28 protein-coding genes are annotated in these 21,870 nt (G+C 56.4%); 7 read left to right on the top strand and 21 right to left on the bottom strand.

The window, feature by feature from the left end; translation table 11 throughout:
* Positions 1 to 4: 4 nt before the first annotated feature.
* The 10 genes from J1G35_RS10900 to J1G35_RS10855 form a co-directional block, all read right to left on the bottom strand.
* Complete coding sequence (locus J1G35_RS10900; protein ID WP_223014955.1) at positions 5 to 532, bottom strand: DUF2514 family protein; 528 nt, start codon at positions 530 to 532, stop codon at positions 5 to 7.
* Complete coding sequence (locus J1G35_RS10895) at positions 529 to 1,134, bottom strand: glycoside hydrolase family 19 protein (RefSeq protein WP_223014954.1); 606 nt, start codon at positions 1,132 to 1,134, stop codon at positions 529 to 531. The genes J1G35_RS10900 and J1G35_RS10895 overlap by 4 nt, the downstream gene beginning before the upstream one ends.
* Before the next feature lie 525 nt (positions 1,135 to 1,659).
* A complete protein-coding gene (locus tag J1G35_RS10890) occupies positions 1,660 to 2,007 on the bottom strand; it encodes a hypothetical protein (protein ID WP_223014953.1) in 348 nt (115 codons plus the stop codon).
* The gene (locus tag J1G35_RS30905; protein WP_262417234.1) at positions 1,998 to 3,491 is read right to left on the bottom strand and encodes a hypothetical protein; all 1,494 of its coding nucleotides are present in this window, start codon (positions 3,489 to 3,491) and stop codon (positions 1,998 to 2,000) included. The genes J1G35_RS10890 and J1G35_RS30905 overlap by 10 nt, the downstream gene beginning before the upstream one ends.
* A gap of 9 nt (positions 3,492 to 3,500) precedes the next feature.
* On the bottom strand, positions 3,501 to 4,157 hold the full coding sequence (locus J1G35_RS10880; RefSeq protein ID WP_223014952.1) for a hypothetical protein: 657 nt from the start codon (positions 4,155 to 4,157) through the stop codon (positions 3,501 to 3,503).
* A 334-nt stretch (positions 4,158 to 4,491) separates the two neighbouring features.
* Positions 4,492 to 8,058 carry a phage tail protein gene (locus tag J1G35_RS10875; RefSeq protein ID WP_223014951.1) on the bottom strand — a complete coding sequence of 1,189 codons (3,567 nt, stop codon included), beginning with the start codon at positions 8,056 to 8,058 and terminating at the stop codon, positions 4,492 to 4,494.
* Between the two features lie 58 nt (positions 8,059 to 8,116).
* Entirely contained in the window at positions 8,117 to 8,710 is a 594-nt protein-coding gene (locus J1G35_RS10870) for a tail assembly protein (RefSeq protein WP_223014950.1), read from the bottom strand.
* Between the two features lie 56 nt (positions 8,711 to 8,766).
* Positions 8,767 to 9,189 (bottom strand): hypothetical protein, encoded by a 423-nt coding sequence (locus J1G35_RS10865; protein WP_223014949.1) that lies wholly within the window; start codon positions 9,187 to 9,189, stop codon positions 8,767 to 8,769.
* 17 nt (positions 9,190 to 9,206) lie between these two features.
* Positions 9,207 to 9,494: an outer membrane protein assembly factor BamE gene (gene bamE / locus J1G35_RS10860; protein WP_223014948.1), complete on the bottom strand. Its 288-nt coding sequence runs from the start codon at positions 9,492 to 9,494 to the stop codon at positions 9,207 to 9,209.
* A gap of 48 nt (positions 9,495 to 9,542) precedes the next feature.
* Positions 9,543 to 9,980 carry a hypothetical protein gene (locus J1G35_RS10855; protein ID WP_223014947.1) on the bottom strand — a complete coding sequence of 146 codons (438 nt, stop codon included), beginning with the start codon at positions 9,978 to 9,980 and terminating at the stop codon, positions 9,543 to 9,545.
* 226 nt (positions 9,981 to 10,206) lie between these two features.
* Here J1G35_RS10855 and J1G35_RS10850 point away from each other — a divergent pair, with 226 nt between their 5' ends.
* The 6 genes from J1G35_RS10850 to J1G35_RS10825 all read left to right on the top strand — a co-directional run bounded on the left by J1G35_RS10850 (position 10,207) and on the right by J1G35_RS10825 (position 12,778).
* Complete coding sequence (locus J1G35_RS10850; protein WP_223014946.1) at positions 10,207 to 10,512, top strand: NIPSNAP family protein; 306 nt, start codon at positions 10,207 to 10,209, stop codon at positions 10,510 to 10,512.
* Positions 10,513 to 10,562: 50 nt separating this feature from the next.
* The gene (locus J1G35_RS10845) at positions 10,563 to 10,856 is read left to right on the top strand and encodes a hypothetical protein (RefSeq protein ID WP_223014945.1); all 294 of its coding nucleotides are present in this window, start codon (positions 10,563 to 10,565) and stop codon (positions 10,854 to 10,856) included.
* Positions 10,857 to 10,926: 70 nt separating this feature from the next.
* A complete protein-coding gene (locus tag J1G35_RS10840) occupies positions 10,927 to 11,229 on the top strand; it encodes a hypothetical protein (RefSeq protein WP_223014944.1) in 303 nt (100 codons plus the stop codon).
* 66 nt (positions 11,230 to 11,295) lie between these two features.
* Positions 11,296 to 11,580, top strand: coding sequence for a hypothetical protein (locus J1G35_RS10835; RefSeq protein ID WP_223014943.1), 285 nt, complete (start codon positions 11,296 to 11,298; stop codon positions 11,578 to 11,580).
* Between the two features lie 127 nt (positions 11,581 to 11,707).
* Positions 11,708 to 12,076, top strand: coding sequence for a hypothetical protein (locus J1G35_RS10830; protein WP_223014942.1), 369 nt, complete (start codon positions 11,708 to 11,710; stop codon positions 12,074 to 12,076).
* Positions 12,077 to 12,154: 78 nt separating this feature from the next.
* Positions 12,155 to 12,778 (top strand): hypothetical protein, encoded by a 624-nt coding sequence (locus J1G35_RS10825; RefSeq protein ID WP_223014941.1) that lies wholly within the window; start codon positions 12,155 to 12,157, stop codon positions 12,776 to 12,778.
* 133 nt (positions 12,779 to 12,911) lie between these two features.
* On the opposite strand, the gene J1G35_RS10820 is transcribed toward J1G35_RS10825, so the two are convergent.
* Positions 12,912 to 13,310, bottom strand: coding sequence for a GNAT family N-acetyltransferase (locus J1G35_RS10820; RefSeq protein WP_223014940.1), 399 nt, complete (start codon positions 13,308 to 13,310; stop codon positions 12,912 to 12,914).
* Positions 13,311 to 13,412: 102 nt separating this feature from the next.
* A complete protein-coding gene (locus J1G35_RS10815; RefSeq protein WP_223014939.1) occupies positions 13,413 to 13,799 on the bottom strand; it encodes a GNAT family N-acetyltransferase in 387 nt (128 codons plus the stop codon).
* A 165-nt stretch (positions 13,800 to 13,964) separates the two neighbouring features.
* Here J1G35_RS10815 and J1G35_RS30900 point away from each other — a divergent pair, with 165 nt between their 5' ends.
* The gene (locus tag J1G35_RS30900; RefSeq protein WP_262417233.1) at positions 13,965 to 14,195 is read left to right on the top strand and encodes a hypothetical protein; all 231 of its coding nucleotides are present in this window, start codon (positions 13,965 to 13,967) and stop codon (positions 14,193 to 14,195) included.
* Here the strand turns inward: J1G35_RS30900 and J1G35_RS10810 are convergent.
* The 9 genes from J1G35_RS10810 to J1G35_RS10770 all read right to left on the bottom strand — a co-directional run bounded on the left by J1G35_RS10810 (position 14,188) and on the right by J1G35_RS10770 (position 21,868).
* Complete coding sequence (locus tag J1G35_RS10810) at positions 14,188 to 14,442, bottom strand: hypothetical protein (protein WP_223014938.1); 255 nt, start codon at positions 14,440 to 14,442, stop codon at positions 14,188 to 14,190. The two genes, J1G35_RS30900 and J1G35_RS10810, sit on opposite strands and share 8 nt — an antisense overlap.
* A gap of 25 nt (positions 14,443 to 14,467) precedes the next feature.
* Positions 14,468 to 15,232, bottom strand: coding sequence for a C40 family peptidase (locus tag J1G35_RS10805; protein WP_223014937.1), 765 nt, complete (start codon positions 15,230 to 15,232; stop codon positions 14,468 to 14,470).
* Between the two features lie 2 nt (positions 15,233 to 15,234).
* On the bottom strand, positions 15,235 to 15,987 hold the full coding sequence (locus J1G35_RS10800; protein ID WP_223014936.1) for a phage minor tail protein L: 753 nt from the start codon (positions 15,985 to 15,987) through the stop codon (positions 15,235 to 15,237).
* 11 nt (positions 15,988 to 15,998) lie between these two features.
* On the bottom strand, positions 15,999 to 16,337 hold the full coding sequence (locus tag J1G35_RS10795) for a phage tail protein (protein ID WP_223014935.1): 339 nt from the start codon (positions 16,335 to 16,337) through the stop codon (positions 15,999 to 16,001).
* On the bottom strand, positions 16,337 to 19,687 hold the full coding sequence (locus J1G35_RS10790; protein ID WP_223014934.1) for a phage tail tape measure protein: 3,351 nt from the start codon (positions 19,685 to 19,687) through the stop codon (positions 16,337 to 16,339). Before J1G35_RS10790 ends, J1G35_RS10795 begins: the two co-directional genes overlap by 1 nt.
* Positions 19,684 to 19,953, bottom strand: coding sequence for a DUF1799 domain-containing protein (locus J1G35_RS10785; protein ID WP_021491132.1), 270 nt, complete (start codon positions 19,951 to 19,953; stop codon positions 19,684 to 19,686). The genes J1G35_RS10790 and J1G35_RS10785 overlap by 4 nt, the downstream gene beginning before the upstream one ends.
* A 47-nt stretch (positions 19,954 to 20,000) precedes the next feature.
* The gene (locus J1G35_RS10780) at positions 20,001 to 20,381 is read right to left on the bottom strand and encodes a phage tail assembly chaperone (RefSeq protein ID WP_032877397.1); all 381 of its coding nucleotides are present in this window, start codon (positions 20,379 to 20,381) and stop codon (positions 20,001 to 20,003) included.
* A 3-nt stretch (positions 20,382 to 20,384) separates the two neighbouring features.
* The gene (locus J1G35_RS10775; RefSeq protein WP_068931884.1) at positions 20,385 to 21,032 is read right to left on the bottom strand and encodes a phage tail protein; all 648 of its coding nucleotides are present in this window, start codon (positions 21,030 to 21,032) and stop codon (positions 20,385 to 20,387) included.
* Between the two features lie 185 nt (positions 21,033 to 21,217).
* Positions 21,218 to 21,868, bottom strand: a complete 651-nt coding sequence (locus J1G35_RS10770) for a DUF2625 domain-containing protein (protein WP_223014933.1) — start codon at positions 21,866 to 21,868, stop codon at positions 21,218 to 21,220.
* Positions 21,869 to 21,870 lie beyond the last annotated feature (2 nt).

Here is a 21,870-nt window from a genome sequence, read left to right as displayed (position 1 = left end):
CATATTAATCTAGCCCTAACGAAATATAAGCGCGCTCGCACGTCACTCCCCTGGCCCCGCGTTGATCAGCAGTTGCTGCCAGGTCTTCCGCTCTTTGATCAGCGCGCTTGAACACGTCGGCAAGCACCAGGACGGCGCGGGAAGCTGCCTCGCTTGCGGCGGCAGTGCAGGAATTGCTGCGGGCCTGGGCTGCGAGACGGCCGGCGAGGTCGTCGACTGACCGCTGCAGGCTCCCAGCAGCAGCGCGAGCGGAAGCAGCATCAGCAGTTGCTTGGTCGATAATCTGTTGTCCATCTTGAACCACCTTATTGATTGCGTTCTGTCGGGCCTGTTCCTTATCGCGCTCGGCGACGTCGTCCAGAGCCCTGGCCTGTTTGTCTCCAGCATCACGGGCATTCCATCGTGACTGCCACTCGGCATCTTTGACCGACTTGCCGTGGTCATATGCGACGTACAGCGCGCCGAACACCACGCCCAGAAACAACAGGGCCGCCAGGGCAATGCCTCCAACCTTCAGTGCCAAGGCGTTCATGCCAGCACCTTCGCGGCCAGGTCACGCAGGGCCAACCGATCAGTCTGGCCGGTCAATCCGCCGTTGATCACTCGGGTGATCTTGGCGAACTGCCCTGAGTCGGCCAGCTCATTGAGGCCGTTCGACTGCCAAAACCACCCGGCGACCAGGGCGGCAGTCTCGGGCTGCTCCACCAGTTCAGGGTGATTCACCAGGTCCAGGCCCAGGGCGGCGCCGGCGGCGCGGTAGTTGTTCGCACCGGTCAGCTGGATCAGGCCCCGGCCTCGATACTTCCACCCGTCGCCGGACAACGTGTTACCCATTCGTCCGCCGTACGCAATGTTCGCGATCTGCTCCGGTTTGCGTGCCACCTGCGCGGCCAGGGCGGCGTCGAAGCGATTCGGCCAGACGGCCTGGAGCCGATCGGCGCTGTAGTTCAGGTTCTCGACCATCCGCGTCAACTGACCCGACTCATGCCCGACCTGGGCAATGAATGCAGCGGTACGCGCAACGCCAACGATGCCGTAATGATTCATGGCCGTGTTAAGGGCGGGAACAAAAAAGCCGGCTTGGCGGCCGGCGTTCGGGAGGATCTGCAGCAACTGCTGCTCGGTAATAGACATACTTTTCTCCAGACAAAAAGAGACCGCATAACAGCGGGAATTAGAGGTGAAATAAACTCTGTTGAGTTCGTTTTAGGCAGTGCTGCACTCAAACGAATGGGGCCAGAAAACCCATGGAGATAAGAAGTTCCGCCCCGTTATTAATTGACAGCCTTTGCGGTGGGGCACATCGCTATGATCTGCGCCAAATTTCGCCAAGAAGGAACGCGTTAATGGTTCAAAGGCCCGCCAAAACTACCAATCGCCACGGATGGGGTTGGGTCTACAAAAAAATCAGACGTCTTGGATTCTCTCGATTCACTGCTTGTTATAGAGCAAGCCTTTACGCTCTCAGAGGAGACACCGGAACTTTCAGATTCAAAAATGGATGGGAAAAATTCCGCTTCCGCCGGTAATCACGGACGGCGGTGGAGTTTAAGTTTTAGGTATTGGCATTCGTAGCCCACCTCGCCCATCCCTGAGTGCTTAACCGGATGATAAATCCAGACTTGCCCATCGCAGCATTCATCAGATGTCGGCTGCGGATCAGCTTGGCGCGATGGGGCGCTTGCTGCTGTCGGGGAAGTCAGGGTTTGTATCGGTCCATTTACGCAAGGCGAGCCAAAATTTCTTCCACTCCTGCGCAGTACCCGGTATTCCTTCTTCGCCGAATTCAATGGCGGTGACGTTATTAAGGGCAATGGGCATTTGCTCTATTCGCCACTCACTTTCAGATTCTGCAACCTGTTGCGAGTCTGGAGGTGGATTTAAATGGAGTTCAATATCCGCTTCCGACATCTCAACCATTGTTTGGGTTATTGCATCATCTTGAGAGCCGTCTTCGTTGAACGCCCACACTGAGCCGTCTTCGTCTCTGAAATACTTCATTGCCATGCGAATAATTCCACTTGGGTGGTGTAACTGTTTGAGGCGATACCTAACGCTAGACCGGTAGTCGAACCTATAATTAACCCGCCATTAAGCACGCTGACTGTGAATGACGACGCGGTAATGTTCGCTATTTGAAAGCCATAGTTTGCGGCGCCGCTGCCCCCGTATGAGGCGCCGTGCGAGGGCACTTTGAATACGGTGCCGATCGGCCACCCTCCGACCGCCGCTGTCAGAGTTACTTGAACTGACGCGATAAGTGGAACGGCTCCCAAAGAGTGAGAAAAACTCGTTGGTGTGCTAGATATAGCGATGCTCGCAGATTGCCAGCGCTTTATTTTTATTGCGTCCAGCGCCGACTGCAAATCAGCCTGCGATGAAAGCGTTCCGCTAATTGCCCCCCATGCACTAGAAGGGGGTGATTTGTACGCTCCGTCCCCCGCCAAAAACTTCGCCTGATCACCAGCGGAGGGGGCTGGAACAAGTCCTTTCACGCCAGCGACAGACGCTGTTGCGCCCACCATATTTGGAACGCCCGTTGCCGAGCCGGTGCCCCCTTGACTGATGTCTAGAACCGTCTTGCCTGTTGGGTAAACGACGATGTAATCGTCCGGCTGAACAACTCCGCTGCTCATCCTGCGATAAGCAATGTTGTTAGAAGTCCGGTCGAAGATCAGCATTTGCCAGTGTTTTGAACTGGCAAAGTTCCCCCACTGCGAAACAATGCCCGTGGATCCCGCATCAAATCGAACAGTGGTACTGCCCCGCCTGAAAGGAATGTTTGCGGTCCCTGCGTCGTCACTAATGTCAAACTTCTGGCTTATCGATACCGCGTTTATATCTGCCACAGTCTGCTTCGATACTGCCCAGCCACCCAGATTGGCTTGGCCTTGCGCCTTACCAAACGCTGTCAGGATCGTATCCGAAGCAACAATCGGCGCGGCATTGGCTGCACTGAACCCAGTAAGCGGTGTGGACAGCGGGATCGACGCTGATGCGGCCGCCTGATCCGCATAGGTCTTCGCGGTTGTCTCTGATGCCTTGGCGGCATTTTGACTTGCCAGCGCGGCAGCGGCACGGCTGGTGGCATTGGATGAAGATGCAGAGGCCTCTGACGCTTTGGTTGTCGCCGTGCCAGCGGAAGCGGTAGCGGAATCCGCTGACGCTTTGGCCTGATTGACCTGGGCTGACATATCAGTGGCTGTGCCGGCGATTGTCTTGGTGGCTGCGTTCAGCTGGTCAGCCGACTCCTTGACGTAGCCCTGCATCGGAGCGAGCGAGTAACTGCCAGCGGCCAGGGTCGCGCCCTGGTAATCTGGAGAGATCGACAGCGCTGTGTCGCTCGCGGCGTTGGTGACTTCATACCATCTACCGTCAGGCCCACGAAAAGCATCACCCACCCGGGCATTTTTGATGAAAGATGTTCCAGTTCCGATAACAGCATTGCTGCCAGCTGTTACAGAAACTGTCCCTGTTTTATACCAGGCCATTTAATTCCCCTATGAAATAGGCTTCGCGAAAACCACGGGCGTATACAAAGTGTTTTGGATATCTACGCCAATAACCTGCATCACCAGCCTATCGTTTGCGTAGTCCCAAACCGCGTACATATTCCCCTGCCGGGTTGTTCCGCCAGCAACATCCATTGCAATATTATTCAAAAGCATATAATCACCGGTATTTAGCGGCGAATATGCCGTCCAACTTAATCTGTAAACACCCTGGCCCGTCTGCTCAGCGCCCAGATAGCTCCAGCCGGTAATTGTCCTAGTAAACTGCGCGGCGGGAGTGCCACTATCAAATAGTAGCTTTGATGATCCATCCCAAACCCGAAATCCATAACTCGCTGTTGGATTGGACTTGAATGCTGCCGCAAACCAACTTCCAGACGTTCCTGAACCAGCAATACCGCTAAAGGAAAAACCTGTCCAATTACCGGAGCTACCCGTGATCACGCAAAAGCACAACGTGTTCGACTGATTAAGCCTGACGAACACAAGCGGAGGCTCTTCAGAGGTTATGGTGCTTGCAAATTGCACGAACACGCCTGAGCCGTTACCGTTCCATACTCCCCGATCTAGAACCACCAGCCTTGAGAACTCCGAATCAATAATTACAACATCATTATTATTCGAGAACTGAACCCCGTAGGACATTATCTGTACCTCATAACTAACAGTCTTTGAGGGCTAAGTCCGATCGGCCCGGCAGAAGTCGCAGGATGCCCAAAGAAAACGGTTACACCACCAACAGAAACTATTGGAGTGTATTGAATTGCATAGTTGCTTTGAGCGGACGTGTCATAAGCCGCGATTGGTATGCAGACGGCTGAATGTGTAGCGGGATCAACTCCGGGAATTGATATAAATCTGGAACGCCCAGGAGCCGGGACACCTGCTTGAACTATCGCCGAGTAAATAATCCGAACAGTGAATGAGTTCTCATCCAGCTCAAGGAGGCCGGTCGGCCCCCATACCCTTACCCCGTAGCTCATGCGGAAAGGTCTCCCCACTGGTAGCGCTTGGTTCCGTTCTCGTCGAAAACCTTGCCGCCGGCGTTATTGATGACCTGCCGCGCCTGGCCGCCGAAAGCACTGTTGATTTCAAAGGTCCCGTCGAAGAACAGCTTCCAGCCGGAAACGCCCGCCACGTAGTTGTTGGACGCAATGTAGTTGCCGATCTTGGCGTTGGTGATCGTGCCGTCCTGGATGAATGCCGAACGCATGAAGACCTGGCCGTTCTGCACCGTGAACGGCGTGAACACCTGCCCCCCCGCTAACGTGGTGACGATAGAGAAGCGATCAGCACTCACCAGGAACTGGCTTTGCAACTGACCATCTACGTTCTCGATACCAAGCCCGATGCCCGCTGCCACGTACTGCCCGTTCGCATTCAGCTGCATCTTCACCGACCACATCGTGGACAGCTTGCCGTTGGTGTCGACCTGGGCGCGGCTTACCGTCTGGATGTCAGCCGAGTTTCCGTCGATCTTGACGCCGATTTGCTGAATGGCTTGGGCCGTCGCTTGCCGGTCCTCGACCACCACGCTTTCCAGTTCCGTCACGGTGCCGGCGACGTCGCCAACAGATGCAGTGAGTTCCGCCTGTCGCTGCACCATAGCCGAGTTCTGCGAGGCGCGCGTCTTCACCTCCTCCGCGAAAATCGCCGCGGCGTTGTAGCCCTGGAGTGCACCCGCCAGATCACCCTCGCCAGTGTCATCCCGATAGGCCGACTGCAAGGACTGAAGGCTCGACGCCTGGACCGTGACCACACCATCCAACTCGGTGATGCTGGTGGTGTTGATCTCCACCTGGCGCGCGAGCCCATTGGCGGTAACCAGCACCTGGCCCACGTCAACCCAGTAACCGGCGTTCGGTGGCGCGGTGTTTACCGGTACCGGGCCGGTGGCCTGATAGATCCTCTTGCCCACCACCACCAGATCGCCTTCGATGTAGGTTTGCTCAGGGTCGTAGGCCGACAGCCCGTCGAGCGCATCAATCTGCGCCTGCAGCCCTGGGATTTTGTCGATCTCGTCGATGATCTCCTGTCCAAGCTCTGTGCGGCCGATCTGTCCGGCGATCAGCTCCAGTACTGGCGCAGCATTGGCGCTGGCCTGGCCCATCACGCCGTTGCCGACGGGATAGAACGGCCCGACGTTGCCGGTACGGTCCACCAGGCGGGCCCAGAAGAAGAACTGCGCGCCAGCCTGGAGCGCCTGCATGCTGTAATTCGCCTGAGGGTGCGCCAGGTCGGCCAGCTTGGTCGCCGCCGACAAGTCATTGGCCTGGCCATACCACAGCTCGGTGCGCTGGGTGTCCTCGGCACCAGCAGGGAAGCCCCACTTGATGCCGATGCCGAACAGCTCACTGGTGGTGGTCAGGAACGATACCGCCGGCGGAAGGCCGACCTTCCCTTCCAGATTGGTCAGGTTGGAGTTTTTCCAGATCGACGAGATCTCGAAGGCGCTCACCGAACGCACCCGGGCCAGGTAGGCGCCCGAGTAAATGCCGGTGACGTCCACGCTTGTTGCGCCCGTGCGCTGCAGCTTGATCCAGTTGCCGCTGTCCTTGCGCCACTCCACGTCATACGCGACAGCGCCTGCTACGACAGGCCACGAGATGTTCATGGTGCTGATCGCCAGGCCCTGGTCAACGGAGTAGTTCGACGTGATGTCGACGCTCGCCGGCGCCGGTACCACGGTAATTGGCACAACGCTGATTGGGCGCTCTTCCAGCCGGGCGCCAGTGTCGATGTGATCGAACTTGCTCGGGTCGTACTGCACCGCCGAGATTTCAAACACGCCTGGCTCTGGCCGCGCCACGCTGACCACGCGATAAAGCGGGATGGCCAGGTCATCAGCATCCAGCGCCCACACCAGTTCACGCTCTGGCGGCACGGAATAAGCCACGGTCACGGTGACCTGCCGGCCACTGACCAGCTGCACGGTGCGGCCCTCGCACTTGCCGTCTGGCAGGTTGAGGATCAGGCGGTCGCCAGGCTTGGCCTGCGTGTCGCGGTCCAGGGTGATGACCTTGCCGTTCACCGCCGAGATACGCCCGCCAACCGGCCGACCGGCCAGGAGTTCGTCGGCGATCGGGATTACGTAGCCAGGCAGCGGGATGCGCCCATCAAGCCCGACCTTGAAAGTGACGGCGCGGTCTTTGGAGTTGGTGAGCAGCGCCCACTTGCCGCGGCGCTGCGCCTCGGATTCGCGGGTGCAGCCAATAGCGCTGATCTCCAGCGGGTTGTCGCCGTAGCGCCGCTGCAGCTTGGCATCGGTCACAGCTGTGACGTCGGTGTCGAAGTTGTTCAGCGGATTGTCGTAGCTGATCAGCGCCCGGGTGTAGCGGGTGCGCTCCGACGCACTGGAGTAAGTGAACTTGCCGTCGATGACGTTCGCCCGGGTGTAGGCGAAGTCGAAGTCGGTAGCACGCGGCATATCCGCCAGGGTGAACACCTGGCCCTGGGCCCAGTAAGTCATGCCACGGTAGATGGCTGAGATATCACGCAGCAGCGACCATGCGTCAGCCTTGCTCTGCAGGTTCAAGTTGCAGAGGAAGCGAGGTTGCAAGCCGCCTTTGCCGTCCGGCACCAGTTGGTCGCAATACTGCGAGATTCGGTACAGCTCCCACTTGTCCACCATCCATGGCTTGATGCGACGGCCCAGGCCGAAACGGTCGTTCGTGGTGATTCCGTAAGTGTGCCAAACAGGGTTGTCGGTCCAGGCCTCTTTGAACGTTCCGTCCCAGACGCCCGTGTAGGTGCGCGACCTGGTGTCGTAGTTGCTCGGCACCTGCCATTTACGCCCATCGCATTCGATGGTCACAGCAGGGATGCTTCGGAACTGCTCGGCAGAAAACTCGATGTAAAGCAGCGCGGTGTTCGGGTATCGAATCTTCGCGTCGATCACCTCAGTGAAGCCGGCAATCTGCATGGTATCGGAGATTTTGTTGTTGTTCTGGTTGGCCGTCAGTCGAGTGATGCGCAGCAGCCACCCGGTTGTCGCGCGCGGCAGATTGATACGGCGGGTCCGCTCGTACAGGCTGGTGGTCTTGCCGGACACGGCCTCGTTCAAAACCTCCTGATACGTGCCCCCATCCGTTGCCAGCTCGACCTTATACCCGATCGTGTAACCGTTGATGTTGCCGCCGGAGTCGACCGATTGGAGCGCAGGCCAAGCAAAGCGCACACGGACAGCCGAGAGCTGGGTATTGGTGATCGCTCGAACCCAAGGCGTGCCGCTGCGCAGCTCGGTGCTGATGGTTGTTTCGTTCTCGACCGATGGGATGCCCTGGATGTAGGACTGGTCAACAGCCCCGCTACGCCACTCCCACTTCACGTTTGGGAAGTTCATGTTCCCCTGCGGGTCTTGCAGCGGCGTGTTGTCTAGAAAGATGTCCTTGGCGGTAGGAGCACCATCAAACTCGCCCTCTCCCACAGCAATAAGCATTTTCGCAATGGCGACGGAGCGCAGGCTGTCTGGTGCCTCGGTTGGCGTTTTAGGCTTCTCGGAACCGCCCTTGGCGCCATAAACATCGATCTTGCGTGCTGCGCTCATGCTTTTCTCCAGGCATAAAAAAACCGCCTCTTGGGCGGCTTCAGTTTTCGAGTGTTGGCTACATCTGGTCTTCGGCGTAAATAGCGGCACTGATGATCGCGCCCCCCCAGCGCCGGCGGCCGGCACACAGCGACACAGGATTGCCGGAGGCCGTTGTGTTCTTGGCGCTGCCGAAGGCGTAGCCGGGTGTGTTCTCGGGCGCCGCGCTGGTCTTGAGGCCGCCAGCCTGCGGACTGAGCATCTGTATAACGCCGCCAGCGACAAGGCCGATGCCCGCGCCAATGAGCGGAGTACCGAAAGGGGTTGCCGAAAAGATCACACCCACAACAATCAGGATAGCGCCGACGATAGTTTGGAGAATGCCACTGCGCTTGCTGCCTACCACCACGGGGGCAATCCGGATATCACCGGCACCGATGTAGTTGAGCTCCTTTTCGCCTATGTTGCGCTTGTCGCGAAACACCGCGAACTCAAGCCCGCGCGACTTGGCGTTAGACAGGAACCGCTCGAACCCAGGGATCTGCACGCATAGTGCCTTGATCGCCTCGGCCGGCGAGTTTACCGCGAGCCTGAAGGACTTCCCGAACTGCCGGAGTTGCCCATGCAGACGAATGGTGGTCATCGGTTGGTAATTGATGGCTGAGATATGCACGACTTTCTCCAGGCATAAAAAAACCGCCCGGAGGCGGCTTCATGGTTTTCGTTTTTTCAGTTGTAGTCGACGTAGGGACCAATGTAAAAGCCGGACATGTCGCCACTGATACGGTACAGGCTTTCCTTGCCAGGCTGCACCGTAGCCGCGATGGTTCGGATTGCGGCGCCTGCGCACAAGCCTGAGCCCGCCAGGCCGGCGCCTAGATTTGGCGATCCCGGCGGAAGATAGAATGTAGCTCGCTGACCAGTACCGATTTTTGCAGCCCTGCGGCCGTCGACATAAACAACAATGTCGCAGCCAGAGCCCACAGCGCCCGAGTCGCGTACCACGGTGATTTTTCCGCTCTCGCCAGCCGGTTTAGTCTGGAAGGCATAGACCTCATCCGAAGGTACCGGCTTCGCATCCCGCACTGAGATCGCCGATGAGGCGCACCCCGCCAGCATCGCCACCGCTACCGCCGCTATCAAAATCCGCATGTCGTTCCCTCTTTGGGTTATTTAAAGCTCGCGGGAATGGTTGGGACTTCCACAACCTTACCGTCTACCAGGCGAAAAGAGATCACGCGGCTCGCGCCGGTCATGCCGTTCGCGTGGCTCCAGATCCACATTTGGCCATCGGCGCGGGAGACCACTGAGTACGGTGGCCCCATGATCTGAGTTATTTGCTCTTCAGTCATGCCGACCTGAACCTTCCTGGCGTCATCGTAGGAAAAGCTTGTGCCCGCACACCCTGAAAGAACAAGCGCCAGAACAGCAGCTGCGGCGAAACTAAAAAATCTCATGATCATCCCTCATCTGAAGTCGCGACTAAGCGCAGCAGCGGTCGCGGGCTAGGAAGCCAACGCCTCAAGCTTTGGCCAGTTAAATTTGTAGTTGAGCGGAGGGAGCTCGAAATGTTGAGCCAAATAGAGAGCCAACATTTCCCCTTCTTTTGCGTAGGCGGCAGCTTTATCGAGAGTCGGATACCAGCTCACCCAGAGAGTGTCCAACGGGAACACGGTTTCGAATGAAGCGTAATTAAATCTCCAGCCCGCCATATGTCCGGAAACTCCAGGCTTCCTCGCGCAACGTACAAATGCCGCTAGTCTCCGCCGTAAATTTTCCGATTCGCCAATAGTCAAAATACCGTGTTCATCGATACCCACCGCTCGATGAATTTTTTTATTCGCGCAGATAATGTACGCGCCCGGCAAGGCCGGCGCTCTGAGGAAGTGCTCAGTCAGCTTAAGCCACTCAGGTTCCCAACCTTCCCAATTATCGTTTTGCATCCTTAGCCTCCGTTGCTGAATAGCACAACGATATCACGGGATTTGCCAGCTTTAGGCGCGGTCCTAATGTTTCGGAACATCAAGCCCCTTCAGCCACACAGCTAGGACGTAAATCCACTGATGCTCACTCTTTTAGGACAGCGCAAAGCTCAGCACCTAGTCTAGTTTTACCAATCACATGGATGTCCAGTAAGCTGCTCACTCAAACAGGACAAGGACGACTCACGTGATCACCTGCCATCTGAAGTATCAGATTGATCCTTACCAAATCGATGCCTTTGAAAACTATTCGAGACTGTGGATTGGCATAGTCAACCGCATGGGAGGCACCCACCACGGTTACTTCCTTCCCGCCGAGGGGGCCAATAACGTCGCCTATTGCCTTTTCAGCTTTCCGAGCCTTTCGGATTACGAGCGCTATCGCACAGAATCAGAGACTGATCCGGAATGCATCAGCACATTCGCACTGGCATCAGAGAAGCGATTCATTGTGAGCTCCGAAAGAACCTTCTTGCGGCCGGTGCTTAACTGACCCAAGCCCGGCCCGCAGTTTTTTCCAGTCACCCACATGGAGTAGTCGTTATGAAATTTCTCAAGGCTGTATGGAACAATCGTAAGAAAAAGAAGACCTGGGCAGAGCTCAACGACTGGGCGCTCTCGTTCATCGGCATCCCAAGCTTTCTCGTAGGCACTTTTTATTTGTCGGTTGTTTGGAAGGTCACGCCTGATCTGGTCGATCTGTCACAGACTCATGGCCTGCCACTTGAAGCCATTCTGGCGTTCGCCTTCTTGGGTGGCTTGGCGTTGAGTGGTCTGTTCTTTATGACCGTAGCGAAGCGCTGCTACGGATTGATCGTTGAGCGGAATTTCAAGTAACTACCAGACCAAGCCAGGCCCCCACGATCTGTTACTGACTGACCAAAAAACTCCCTCGCCAAGGAATGACATGAACGACGCAAAATTCACTCTTGAGAAAGCTCGAGAGCTTTTGAAGGCATCCGAGACCGCCGAAGGCCTGATCGAGCAGGCGGCAATCTTCGGGGCAATCTCTGTGCTGATCCGCCAGCTGGACGTATTCTTTAAAGATCATGCCCCGCATATGTCAGAGAACATGGAGCGCCTGCGCTGGCACTCTGCGGCAGTGCTCGGCTACGAAACTACCAATGGTAAGAGCTCCCAGGATCACTACGTTTGGGCTCTCGGCGCCCTGGGCGATCTTGAAGCGGCATTAGATGACGTAGACCTCTAAATCTCAGGCACGGTCCGGAGGGCTTTTTAGCCCTTGCAACCATACATACCTAACAAGGAGTGAGGAATGCCCCTGCAATCTAACGTCGATAAAGCAAACACTTTGCGCGCGCACGCAATTGGCAAAAATGCCAATATGCGCAAGAAGCGGAACCTTAGAACGAAAATTCACGTAGCCCTATATGGCACCAAGCTCCCCTACGAGGAAGTAAAGGATTACTGCGCTCCTAAGACTGTGCGCATTGAGGACTGTCACATCGGAAGATTGAACTTGCTAATTGAGTACATCGAACAGTCGGATGAAGCAGACCTGAGCCAAGCTGCCGATTACTGGAAGATGCATCCTTACTGAGGTGCAGCCCACGCCCTATACTGAACATAGGTGTAAATTAACATTAGATCGCTAAGAAGAAAGGTATTGCCACTATCAAGACCCCTTCCCCAAACCCAGTCAAGCACTACTCACTTAAGGAGATGCAATGCATAAGGTTTTGCTCGCTGTCAGAGTCGTCCAAAAGGGCGAGCTACTTGGTTACTGCAGCCATCAGGTAACCCTTCCCTTCGCCCCCTTCCTTGGCCTTCGTTTTGAGCAAGGAACCAGCTGCACGTTATGGGAAACGATGACAGGATCGGAGCTTGCGCCAGCTGTTGAGCAAGTCATCTATGATCTGGATGAGGAGCAATTTGTTTGCCTATTCAATGTGGACGTCCCACTGAAGGCTTCCTTTTGGACAGACGACGTAGATCTAAGGCCTGGATCAGTCAGCGCTATCGGCGAATACTTCCGTCACATGCCAATTCGTGACCGAATCCTAGGCGGCTCCACCGGCAGAGTATTTTACGAGTGAGTTTATGAGCGCACAACTATGACACCACATACCAACTAACCGCCACCAAGGGTGGACTGTCACTGACATGGAATTAATATGGACATATCAACCACAATGCCACCCACTTTATATATTGCGATCGGTGCAATTTTAGCTGCCGTCATCGCGGGATTCTTCTCTTTCGCAAACCTAGTAAGCTCAAAAGAAAACAAAATATCTGAGTTCCGACTCTCATGGATTGATGGTCTGCGGAACGAGATTGCTGAATATAGTGCAGCACTACAAGAATTGATCAGAGTAGAAAACCTTCGAGAGTACTACAATGAGTCACAAAAAACCCAAGTCGAGCTGGAACAACAATGGTTTGAAAACAGTAAAGAGGCCTTCCAGCAGGCAATAAAAACATTGTCTTGTATACAGATGAGATTGAACCCAGAGAGCGTAAAAAATGATCCTGAGAGCTATGAAGCCATTTTAATGCGACACATCACAAATGCACGCAACGAGTTCAACAAAGAAAACTATGAAAACGCTAGCAAATGCTGCATTGATATACGAGACACAGCATCTCACTTACTAAAATCCACATGGGATACTGTGAAAATAGGAGAGCCGGAGTATCGAAATATACGAAAAAAAGCTTGGATCGCTATTAAATATGGAGTAACTCTATCTGCCGTTTCAAGCATAGTTTTGATCGGCTTGGCCGCAGCCCATTAATTACAAAGTAGATGAGCTACTAGCCTCCCCACTTAGGGGCCTATAAGCTAAAAAATCAACTTGAGAGCATCCAATGCAAAAAGCCCAGCACGGTGCTGGGCGTGGAGCAAGGATCGTGGCGCCAAAGAGCTTTTTAGATATAAAATCTGTGACGACTACTCCATTCGTTCTGACTTTCGAAGCCACGAAAAGCCGCATACCAAAATGGTTCTGATCCGGGAGTCATGTTCACAATAACATGATCAACTCCTTGCCCCCTCAACTCCAAAATCAGCTGCCCTAACGCTTGCGTTCCGATTCCCTTTTTTCGCCAAGCCGGGGCGACGAAGAAGTAAAAAATCTGGCTACTAACCCAGCGAAATGAATAGAACCCCACCACCTCTTTACCATAAAGTATGACGTAGCAGCGTTCATCCTCATCTAATGCATCACTTCTGATCTCGCTAAACGAACAGTCAGGATCGAGCCGTAAAATCTTCTGGGCAGCTAGTTCCTGCTCCCGGCCGGCTTCGGTAAAAGTCAAAATGGCCATGTGAATACCCCACATAAAAATAGCTGCGGCTACTCTCATATTTCAGGGAGCAAATAGTAGTCAGATGCAAAAACTTACTTTAACAAGGTTTGAGGGAAGACTTTACGACTCATCTTCACCTACTCTGAATAGGCTTCCGTCCTCTCTGTAGCTCACCTCAGACAGCGCTTTCTTCCAAAAATGTGAAGCCTTTTCATTTAGGGAGTGCAGTACGTAGTGCTCATGTCCACGTTTTTTAAGCAAAGACAAAACCTCTCGCGCAGCAGCAATTGAAATCCCATCCTCCCCGCGACACTCAGGCTTAACGAAGAACTTAGAAACCTCAACAGCTACTCCGTCGTCTCCTTGCCAATAACCAAGAAGAACAAAACCGGATTCTTTCCCGTCTGCTTCGATCGTCAAGAGCTCGCTTCGATGAGCGCAGCATTTAGCGTCTTTAAACGAATCTGGATCGCTAGATAGCATCTGCTCTGCACGTGATGCATTCATACTCTCCTTGAGCTCTATACACTTCGGCATTCCAATAGCTCCCTAGTCCCAACAAAACCACAATCTTAGACCGTTCAGTATCTTTGATATAGCTGGATGAAATGCCAGTAACTCGCCTGACGATTGCCGTAGTAGCGTTGCGCCTTAAAATACCAAGGAATGGCCATGTCAGTCAGAAGTCTCGTGAAAAATCTACCAGCAGACCCGGATATGTCTGGGTGGGTGCTGGGATGGGCCGTGGGTCGTAATGATCCATGGAGCTTTGTTGACATCTACGCAGACAAGAATGTCGCAGAGATCGAGGCTGAGCGACTGGGTGATGGCCAGACTGTGAAATATGGGTCGCATAGGCTAGGAACCGATGAGTTTATGGGTGGCGGCGAAGAACCTAGATAGCGACCGCCTGCTTCAAACCAAAATCAATTCTTCCAGGCCCAGATACAAGCGCTGCTTTAAGCCCTGACTTACCGTGGTAGCTGCGGCTGTAGCCTCCTTTGCTCTGGCACTTGCCGGAGAATTTCACGCGATCAATCTCGACACCTTCATCCAGAATGGCGACTTCGATTTCAGCGCCGCAGATATCGCCGTCGGTGATGGTGAAGAGGTCGTGAATGGTCAACGTGTAGCGCTGCAAGGCTTGCATGATCTTCTCCTACGGCCCTGCCGCTTCATGTTGGTTGTTTTGAATCTCTGTGCCTTAGGATAAGGCGTGTTCGATCATGCCAAGGCCCGCCGTAGACGATGATCTCGGACGGCCTACCGTAAAGGTGGTGTAACAAGAATGGACCAGGGCCGAACGCGCCCGACTCTTCGCCAGGTAACGCTGGATCAGTGCCCAGATAGATCCCGGCATGGTTCGGGTGAACGGTGCGTCCAACCTGCATAACGATCATGTCACCACGCTGCGGTCGGTCGACGCGCAGAAACCCGGCCGCCTCGTAGTGCTGCTCGTAGAGGCTTGCGTTCTCCGCACTCTCCCACCAGCCGTCAGTGCGCTGGAAGGCTTCGAATTCCAGGCCCCACTCGCGAGCATACCAATCAGCGCACACCTGCCAGCAGTCCCAGGCCCCATGTACGAACGGGCGCTTGAGCAGCGGCGTGCTGCCCGTTGGCGTGATCGTGCGCATGTCGCCCTCGGGCCACGACAAAATGTGCCAGGGCAAGGCCGTGGTCTCGCACATGGCCAAGTCATGCGGTGACGGCCTGCTGGTGGCGTCCGGGTGCGAGTGAACGATGCCGATCACTTCGCCAAGGTCTTCCGCCGCAGCGTAGTCCTCAGGATCGAGCCGGAACTCTTCGTTCGGCTCCGTGGCGATGTTCCGGCACGGGACGTACTTCTGCTTGCGGCCGATGGCCAGCAGCAGGCCGCAACATTCTTTCGGATACTGGGCCGCCGCGTGCGCCCGGATGGCCGCAATGATGTGCTTACGCATGGTCAGCTCCTCGCGATCAAGCTGACAGCAGGGAATCCGCCGAAACTGAGCTCGTTGTTCTCGCCGAAGCGCAACTTGCAGGACGACAAGCAGCCCTTGCACTGGTCCAGGGCCGGGTCATCCGTGGGGTTGTCCTCATCGTCGAACATGGCCGCGCCGGTGTAGCCGCAGTCCGGCCCCCGGTAACCATTAGTCATGGCCCAGTGGCAGAACGTGGTCATCTGCCGCCCGGGCAGGCCGTGGTTATCGATCTCGCCCGGGGAGGACAGCTCCCAGACCACCGCCTCGCCGTCCTCGCTGGTTTTCTGGTCGATGTACCAGATCTCCAGCGCCTCCTGGGTAGGGTCGGCGGTTGGGTTCCCCTCGGGGAAGTTAGCCGCATCGAGGTACTGCGCCAGGGTCTCTCGGACTGTCAGCTTGAACTTGAGCATGTCCTCGAAGGCCAGGCACAAAGCTGTAACCCGTCCATTCACGTTGCCCGCGGCGAACGTCGGCCGAGAGGCGGTGCCGTCGCTGCTCGAGGAGATGCCCTCAATCTGCACCGGCCAGGCCGCGTACTCCTGGCCCTGCCAGATAATCGACTTGGCGGGTAGATCATCTTCGGAGCCCTCATAGGCCAGCAATTCCTCTGGCGTGTGCGGGATGGCATGGCCGTGGAAGCGCAGGTAATCGGCGCCGTACTCCGTCCCGTCAATTTCAAACAGGCGAATCTCGCCGCCGGGCTCCAGTTTCTGGATCTCCGTAATCAGTGCCATGGGCAGTTATCTCAGGGATGAAAGGTTTGCTGGAAAGTCGCAGTGATGGCGTAGACCTGGCCGCCGCGATGGACTGGCTTGTAGCCGTTGCACTTGTAGAGGCCAAGCTCACCCAGGGGCGGTTCCCAGAGGAAGCCCTTCGCCCCTTTGTGCCGGTCGAGGAAGTCCATGATTTCCTTAATGCGCGGCTTCAGGCCGGTAAAGGTCACCGGCCAGGATTGCGACCGGTTGTTGATCCCATCCTCGACTGACTGCTCGTACCCGTCGCCGAACTTCTTGGAGCGGACGCGCTGGGCAATATCGCCCTCAGCGCCCTTCTCCGTCGCCCAGGTGAATCGTTCGATAGCCATCATCGCCCCTTGATTGCGTTGTTGATGACGCCGCCCTGGCGCATGTCCCTGCTCCGCAGCTCCTGATACTTCTGTTCTACGAACGTCGCCAGTTCCTTGCCGAAGAGGTCATAGCCAGGTGCATCAGCCGAGGAGGTAGCGTTGCCGTCGCCATCGATATGCACCTCGACATTGATCTGCGTTCCGCCAGCCCCGCCGCCGCCCATGGCCATAACCCCAAGCTTGCCGCTCGACGTCCGGGTCAGCGGCATGATTGCTTCCTCACCAGCTTCACCCATGACGCCGGTCTTGCCGTTGGCCATGCCAAACGCCGTGGGCTTGCTGACGATGGAGTTCGTGAAGGCGCCGCCGTCGGCGAACATCTGCACACCGCTCGACCACGCGCCGCCCAAAGCCTGGGGAAAGTAGGTGCTGGAGTAGCCGGCCGATGACGCCCCGAGGTTTGACGACGTGGCACCGGCAGACCCGGCGGCCATGCCATTGCCGCCGCCGGCCGCGCTGCCACCGAAGTAACTCGCCGCCGCGCCAACCAGACTGCCCAGCAGTGCCGAACTTGCCTGTCGTGTCGCAATGCGCGCCATGTCCGCCAGGATCGATTTGGCGAAGTCCGAGAACGACGCCTTACCGGTCATGGCAAAGTTGACGATGGAATCCTCCATGGAACTGAAGGCGTTGCCGAACAGGCTTTTGGTCTGGCCGGCGATGTTGCGCGCCGAATCCAGGTAGTTATCCCAGGCTGCCGTTGCGCCCTTCGTCCAATCGCCCTGGGCATTCTCCACATCCGCATAGTTCTGCCGGATCTGGTCCGTCGCGGCCTTGTTCGCGTCTGCGAGAGCCTGCGATTTGCGCTTAAACTCTTCCTCCGACATGTTCCGCGACGGGTCGGATTTCTGGCTGGCAAGCTCCAGCGACTGCTGAGCAAACCGGTCCTGCTGGCTGTTCAGTTCGCCGCTGAGCGCGTTCCGGCGATCGCCCTGCCCCACGCCGAGCACTGCACGCTGACCTGCAAGCTCCAAGGCCCTCTGTTGCTGCCCCAGCGCCTGCACGTAAGTGCTGATCGCTCGCTCCTGCTTTGCCAGGCGCCCGGTTTCGTTGGTGGCGAGCACTTCAAGCTGGCTGTCGGCATCCTTCTGCGCTTTAACCATTCCTGCGCGCGCGTCGGCGATCTTCTGGTCCAGCTGGATGCTTTGCGCAGCCGACGTGGACTTCTTGCCCTTGGCTGCCTCAAGCGCTGCAATCTCTGCCTCGTAGGCTGCCGTCGTCTGGTCGAGCTGATTGCCGATCAGCGCCTGGCGCCTGAGCAGATAGTCTTCCTCGGACAGCAGGCCGGCCTTCTGCGCTGCTTCCAATTCCTTCTGGTAGTTCTTGTAGGTGTCGGTGATCGCCGCCAAGTCGTTTTTGGCGTTGTTGAAGCTGGTCAGATCAACTTGGGTGCCGGCGGTTTTCGGATCCTTGTTTTTATCCTCAAGGCCTTTCAAAAGAATGTCGTACGCACCACCGGAAAACTTTTTGCCGTCGTAGCTCACACCGTCAAGCAGTGGCGACTTCTGCCCTGCCTTTTCTGCATTCTCGTAAAGCGCTTTGAACTGATTGTTCAGCTTCTCCAGTCCCACTTTGCGCTTGTTCAGAGGGTTGACGTTGTCGAGTTGCGCATCCAGCGCTTTCTGAGCCTCGATTGCCTTCTGGTTTGCGTCGGCGTTCTCACCGGTGACAATTGCCAGGTTAGAGCTGGCAGTTTGTCTGGCCTTCAGGTCGGCAAGTTTTTTCTCAAGCGCCTCAGTTGAGTCGTCATGCTCACCGGTGCCCAGACCAAGAGCCGAGTTCAAGGAACTGAGACCGTTAGAGATAGCGCCCGCAATTCCGCCGCCCTTGCGGGTATCCAGAACGCGCTGGGTGATCTCGATCTGCTTGGCCAGGTCAGGGAATATCTCCGACCGGACTTCTGCGTACGCCCCTTTGATGGCGTTCTTGATCCTGTCCCAGTCGCGCTCTACGTCGGATAACGACTCGCGGTAAGTCTTCAGGCGCGTCAAGGCGGCCTGATTCAAATCTTCGCTGAGCACATCCAGGGCACGCTGGCTGTCGCCCTGGTCATCCAGCCCCTTGATCACCTGGTACTGCTCGAGGGTGATCAATCCGTACTGCCTGCTGATCTTGCTGGCAGCTTCAGTTGCTGTATCGCCAGCGGTGGCAAAGGACTTGGCGAGTTCACCCGCCCCCTGACCGGTAACTTCACTGACTGCGGCTGCAGCTTCAGCCAGATTGCGCATCTGTGTGCCGCTGGTGGCCGCGCCAGACGCGAGCGAAACAACGGCCTCTCGCGCACCAGACAGGTTCCCGGTGACACGCCCAGCGCCGTCGGCCATGTCCTTCAGGCTGGCGATGGTCTGCCCGGCACCATTCGTACCGCCATTAATAGCGGCATTGAACTCGCGCGCCTGCTTCATTGCATCGAAGTACGCATAGCCAAGCGAGCCGAGTACAGCGACCAGCAGGCCGGCCGGAATCAGCATCCCTGCCAGGCTTTTCGCCGATTCGCCGGCGCCAGCCCCGAGCTGAGCGATCGCACGCGCCCCACTCCCCAGATCGCCTGCCTGGATGGCGTTAGCCAACTGCATGACGTTTTCTTGAGCTTGGCGGGTGCCGAGCTTCAGCTTGTCGAAAGCGCTAGCGGCTTCAGTCAGCCCCGACCGGTCCTTCCCGATCTTAGCCAGAGCCTCGTTGTAGCGCTCAGCATCGATCTGACCAGCTTTATGCAGGTTGTTGAGCGCCTTCTCCTGAGCCTCAAGCTTCGCCAACTTGGCGGTCACCGGGTCAATCCCGTTGACGGTACGCTTCAGCGCCTCAACCTGACGATTTTCCGCTTCGATCAGCTTCTGCTTCTGCGCCAGCTCTTTGGCTTCTGCCTTTTCAATCTTGTCGTAGGCCTTTCCCAGCTGATCCTGGTATTTCGCCTGCTCTTCGATGGTGACCAAGCCGCCCTTGCGGGCGCGCTCCAGCAAACCCTCGGCTTGAACCAGCGATTCCATGCTCGAGATATTGCCCGTCATGGCCTTGTCGAGCTGACTGATGACGGAGATTTCTGCTACTGCGCTGTCAGTGGCTTTGCGACTTGCCCCGGCTTGACGGTCCCTCGCTGCCGTTGATTTATCGATGCTTTGCGCAACATCCGCTTCGGCCTGGGAAACCTTTTTACCGGTGTTGGCCAGGCCTTCGCCCGTTTTGCCCAGGTCATCAATGGCCTTCTGGGCGCCCTCAGCGGAATCGACTAGCTTATCCAGATCATCAGCAGCCTTTGCGGCCTGTGACGACTCGACCGCAATACCCAGGGAAGCGAAGTTGGTGCTCATTTGTTTTCTCTCTGTTCCGCCATCACCTGCAGGGCTTCAGCCTCCATACGGCGGAAGTCGCTGAAAATGGTTTGTCGCTGGCTGATCGGTACGCCACACATCCGAATAACCCCGGAGAGAACGCTGTAGTCCATGCCTGTTGCGCCGCACGCACCTGTGCGCCACTGGGTGCTCATGGCCTCGAAGACTCTGAAGGCGTCCCAGTTGTCGGGCCAGATGCCCACTTCCTTGTCGGGAATGTCCTGGCGAGACAAGCCGAAGGCCAACAGATCTGCATCTGACGGCCCTGGCTCATACAGCGCGCGGGAGGCGCTTAGGAGTTTCCCAGGCGGGCCTCACTGAATGCTTCGGCGTAAGCGTTCAGCACGGCCTTAGGCGCCGAGTTGATCGAGTTGACGAGGATGCGCACATTTTCAGGCGTGAACTCCTCTTCGATGTCCCAGCCTACAACCACATCCAGCAGTTGATCGGCTTGCAGTGCGATCTGGGCGGCGGTGAAAGCTTTGAGGTCCATGTCGCCGACCTGCTTGCCCAGTTCGTCGTGCCGCTCGTTCCAGCCGGTGTACAGCTCGGCGAGAGCAGTACGGTCCAAGTACTTAAACTCGAACTCCACCTTTTCGGCGTTATAGCCGGCGCGCTGGATCATCACCGGCGCCTTGAAGGTCGGTTTCTGGATCAACTTGAACTTGGCCATGGATTACACCGCAGCCGCGTAACGGGTTGGGCGACCGGTCAGCGCCAGGCTGATAACACGGGTCATCAGGTTGTTGCGGGACATGGTCGGGGTCGATGTGATGGACACGTAGCCGTTGTAGATAATGCTGCTACCGCCCGGCAGGTTCAGGCGAAGCAAGCGAGCCTGCTTATCATCGTCCGCCGCCTCACAGACGGCCACATACGGCTTGGACGGATCGTCGGCGACGGTGAAGGTCAGCGTGATCGGGTTCTTTGTGGTCGGCATCTGGCGATCATCATCGTCAGCCAGGAAGCCGAAGGTTAGGAACTGCTGATCACCACCACTGGAATTCATCTCAGTAATCTGCGAGATCTCGGTGAAGGCCGTCACCTCACGAACGGAACCAATCCCCGAGCCCGCGGGATACTGTTGAATACTGGTCGTATTGACGCTCTCCAGCGCGAACGTGCCGCTGGCGATCTCCCCGACTCGAACGCCGCGACCATCCAGGCGGGTCCAGCCAGAATTTACGGCAATGATGTCGCCCTCGGCCAGGCCGTGCGCCGCAGCAGTCGCGACGGCTGGATTGGCGTTGGTCAGAGCGGTGAATGGGATCGCCGTGCCGTAGATGGACGCGATCTCAAGAGTGGCGCCGTTGGGCATTTGCATAGGTGTTTCCTCTTTTCAGAAATGACAAAACCCGCACAGAGGCGGGTTCATTGGTAAACCGTAGGAGCGGTGGATGCCGATACAGCTGACTAGCTATTCTTCGTAAGGCAACATCCCGGAAGCTGAATGTTCTATGTAGGAGTAGCACTCATTGAGTGAAGGGCGCAGGTGTCTCAGTTTATCCATCAATCTGGTTTGTCGAGTTTGGAAGCTAACTCGACGTTTATCTCGAACTGCTCACCGACATCGATCAGCGTGCGGCTGCTTTCGTTGATTGAGCCTTCCTTAGTCCAGAGAAACGGAAAGAATGAAAAGCACTGATCTGCTCTCAATCCCCGCAGGTCATGACGCCAGCCATCCCAGCGCAGGCCGTCGTAAAAAGTAGCGAGCCGATCACTTAAGGCCCAACCAAAAAAGTCGGTATAACCAATATCCAACTGCTCCCACCGCAATGTATCGGGTGCCCAGTAATACATCGCTCCTACATCATCGCCCAGACCGCCGCCGTTGATGGAAAAGAACCCTCCAGCAGCATCGTCGGCGACCAGTAAATAACCATCGGCACGGCCCTTGTTCCAATCAACAAGATTTCGGGGCAATTGCGGATGGCCGGAGCCGATCAAGCGTAACCAGCCGTGATCAATGAGCAGACCACCAGTCTCGTAGGCTATCGCCCCCAGCGGAGATCTAGTTGTAATCTGCAGGCCGGAAAGAACACGAGCTCTATCAGTGGACGGAGGGAGCAACTGATAACTCAAGGTGGCTTCTCCCAACATTTTTTCAATGAGGGGTAGCGCGGGGTCTCGGCTGTCTATCAGGTCTTCCAAACTTGTCATCT

The organism is Pseudomonas sp. SH10-3B (assembly GCF_019891415.1).
Taxonomy (GTDB): domain Bacteria; phylum Pseudomonadota; class Gammaproteobacteria; order Pseudomonadales; family Pseudomonadaceae; genus Aquipseudomonas.
The sequence above is the reverse complement of the archived record's forward strand: the minus strand, read 5'-3'. Positions and strand labels throughout refer to the sequence as shown.

Excerpts from the sequence above, each read along its gene's own strand:
- J1G35_RS10775 (WP_068931884.1), bottom strand. The coding sequence starts at position 21,032 with ATGCAAATGCCCAACGGCGCCACTCTTGAGATCGCGTCCATCTACGGC.
- bamE (WP_223014948.1), bottom strand. The coding sequence starts at position 9,494 with ATGAGATTTTTTAGTTTCGCCGCAGCTGCTGTTCTGGCGCTTGTTCTT.
- J1G35_RS30900 (WP_262417233.1), top strand. The coding sequence starts at position 13,965 with ATGTCAGTCAGAAGTCTCGTGAAAAATCTACCAGCAGACCCGGATATG.
- J1G35_RS10805 (WP_223014937.1), bottom strand. The coding sequence starts at position 15,232 with ATGCGTAAGCACATCATTGCGGCCATCCGGGCGCACGCGGCGGCCCAG.
- J1G35_RS10840 (WP_223014944.1), top strand. The coding sequence starts at position 10,927 with ATGAACGACGCAAAATTCACTCTTGAGAAAGCTCGAGAGCTTTTGAAG.
- J1G35_RS10835 (WP_223014943.1), top strand. The coding sequence starts at position 11,296 with ATGCCCCTGCAATCTAACGTCGATAAAGCAAACACTTTGCGCGCGCAC.
- J1G35_RS10855 (WP_223014947.1), bottom strand. The coding sequence starts at position 9,980 with ATGCAAAACGATAATTGGGAAGGTTGGGAACCTGAGTGGCTTAAGCTG.
- J1G35_RS10820 (WP_223014940.1), bottom strand. The coding sequence starts at position 13,310 with ATGGCCATTTTGACTTTTACCGAAGCCGGCCGGGAGCAGGAACTAGCT.
- J1G35_RS10800 (WP_223014936.1), bottom strand. The coding sequence starts at position 15,987 with ATGGCACTGATTACGGAGATCCAGAAACTGGAGCCCGGCGGCGAGATT.
- J1G35_RS10875 (WP_223014951.1), bottom strand. The coding sequence starts at position 8,058 with ATGAGCGCAGCACGCAAGATCGATGTTTATGGCGCCAAGGGCGGTTCC.
- J1G35_RS10790 (WP_223014934.1), bottom strand. The coding sequence starts at position 19,687 with ATGAGCACCAACTTCGCTTCCCTGGGTATTGCGGTCGAGTCGTCACAG.
- J1G35_RS10780 (WP_032877397.1), bottom strand. The coding sequence starts at position 20,381 with ATGGCCAAGTTCAAGTTGATCCAGAAACCGACCTTCAAGGCGCCGGTG.
- J1G35_RS10770 (WP_223014933.1), bottom strand. The coding sequence starts at position 21,868 with ATGACAAGTTTGGAAGACCTGATAGACAGCCGAGACCCCGCGCTACCC.
- J1G35_RS10880 (WP_223014952.1), bottom strand. The coding sequence starts at position 4,157 with ATGTCCTACGGGGTTCAGTTCTCGAATAATAATGATGTTGTAATTATT.
- J1G35_RS10825 (WP_223014941.1), top strand. The coding sequence starts at position 12,155 with ATGGACATATCAACCACAATGCCACCCACTTTATATATTGCGATCGGT.
- J1G35_RS10865 (WP_223014949.1), bottom strand. The coding sequence starts at position 9,189 with ATGCGGATTTTGATAGCGGCGGTAGCGGTGGCGATGCTGGCGGGGTGC.
- J1G35_RS10845 (WP_223014945.1), top strand. The coding sequence starts at position 10,563 with ATGAAATTTCTCAAGGCTGTATGGAACAATCGTAAGAAAAAGAAGACC.
- J1G35_RS30905 (WP_262417234.1), bottom strand. The coding sequence starts at position 3,491 with ATGGCCTGGTATAAAACAGGGACAGTTTCTGTAACAGCTGGCAGCAAT.
- J1G35_RS10895 (WP_223014954.1), bottom strand. The coding sequence starts at position 1,134 with ATGTCTATTACCGAGCAGCAGTTGCTGCAGATCCTCCCGAACGCCGGC.
- J1G35_RS10890 (WP_223014953.1), bottom strand. The coding sequence starts at position 2,007 with ATGGCAATGAAGTATTTCAGAGACGAAGACGGCTCAGTGTGGGCGTTC.
- J1G35_RS10900 (WP_223014955.1), bottom strand. The coding sequence starts at position 532 with ATGAACGCCTTGGCACTGAAGGTTGGAGGCATTGCCCTGGCGGCCCTG.
- J1G35_RS10815 (WP_223014939.1), bottom strand. The coding sequence starts at position 13,799 with ATGAATGCATCACGTGCAGAGCAGATGCTATCTAGCGATCCAGATTCG.
- J1G35_RS10795 (WP_223014935.1), bottom strand. The coding sequence starts at position 16,337 with ATGGCTATCGAACGATTCACCTGGGCGACGGAGAAGGGCGCTGAGGGC.
- J1G35_RS10830 (WP_223014942.1), top strand. The coding sequence starts at position 11,708 with ATGCATAAGGTTTTGCTCGCTGTCAGAGTCGTCCAAAAGGGCGAGCTA.
- J1G35_RS10810 (WP_223014938.1), bottom strand. The coding sequence starts at position 14,442 with ATGCAAGCCTTGCAGCGCTACACGTTGACCATTCACGACCTCTTCACC.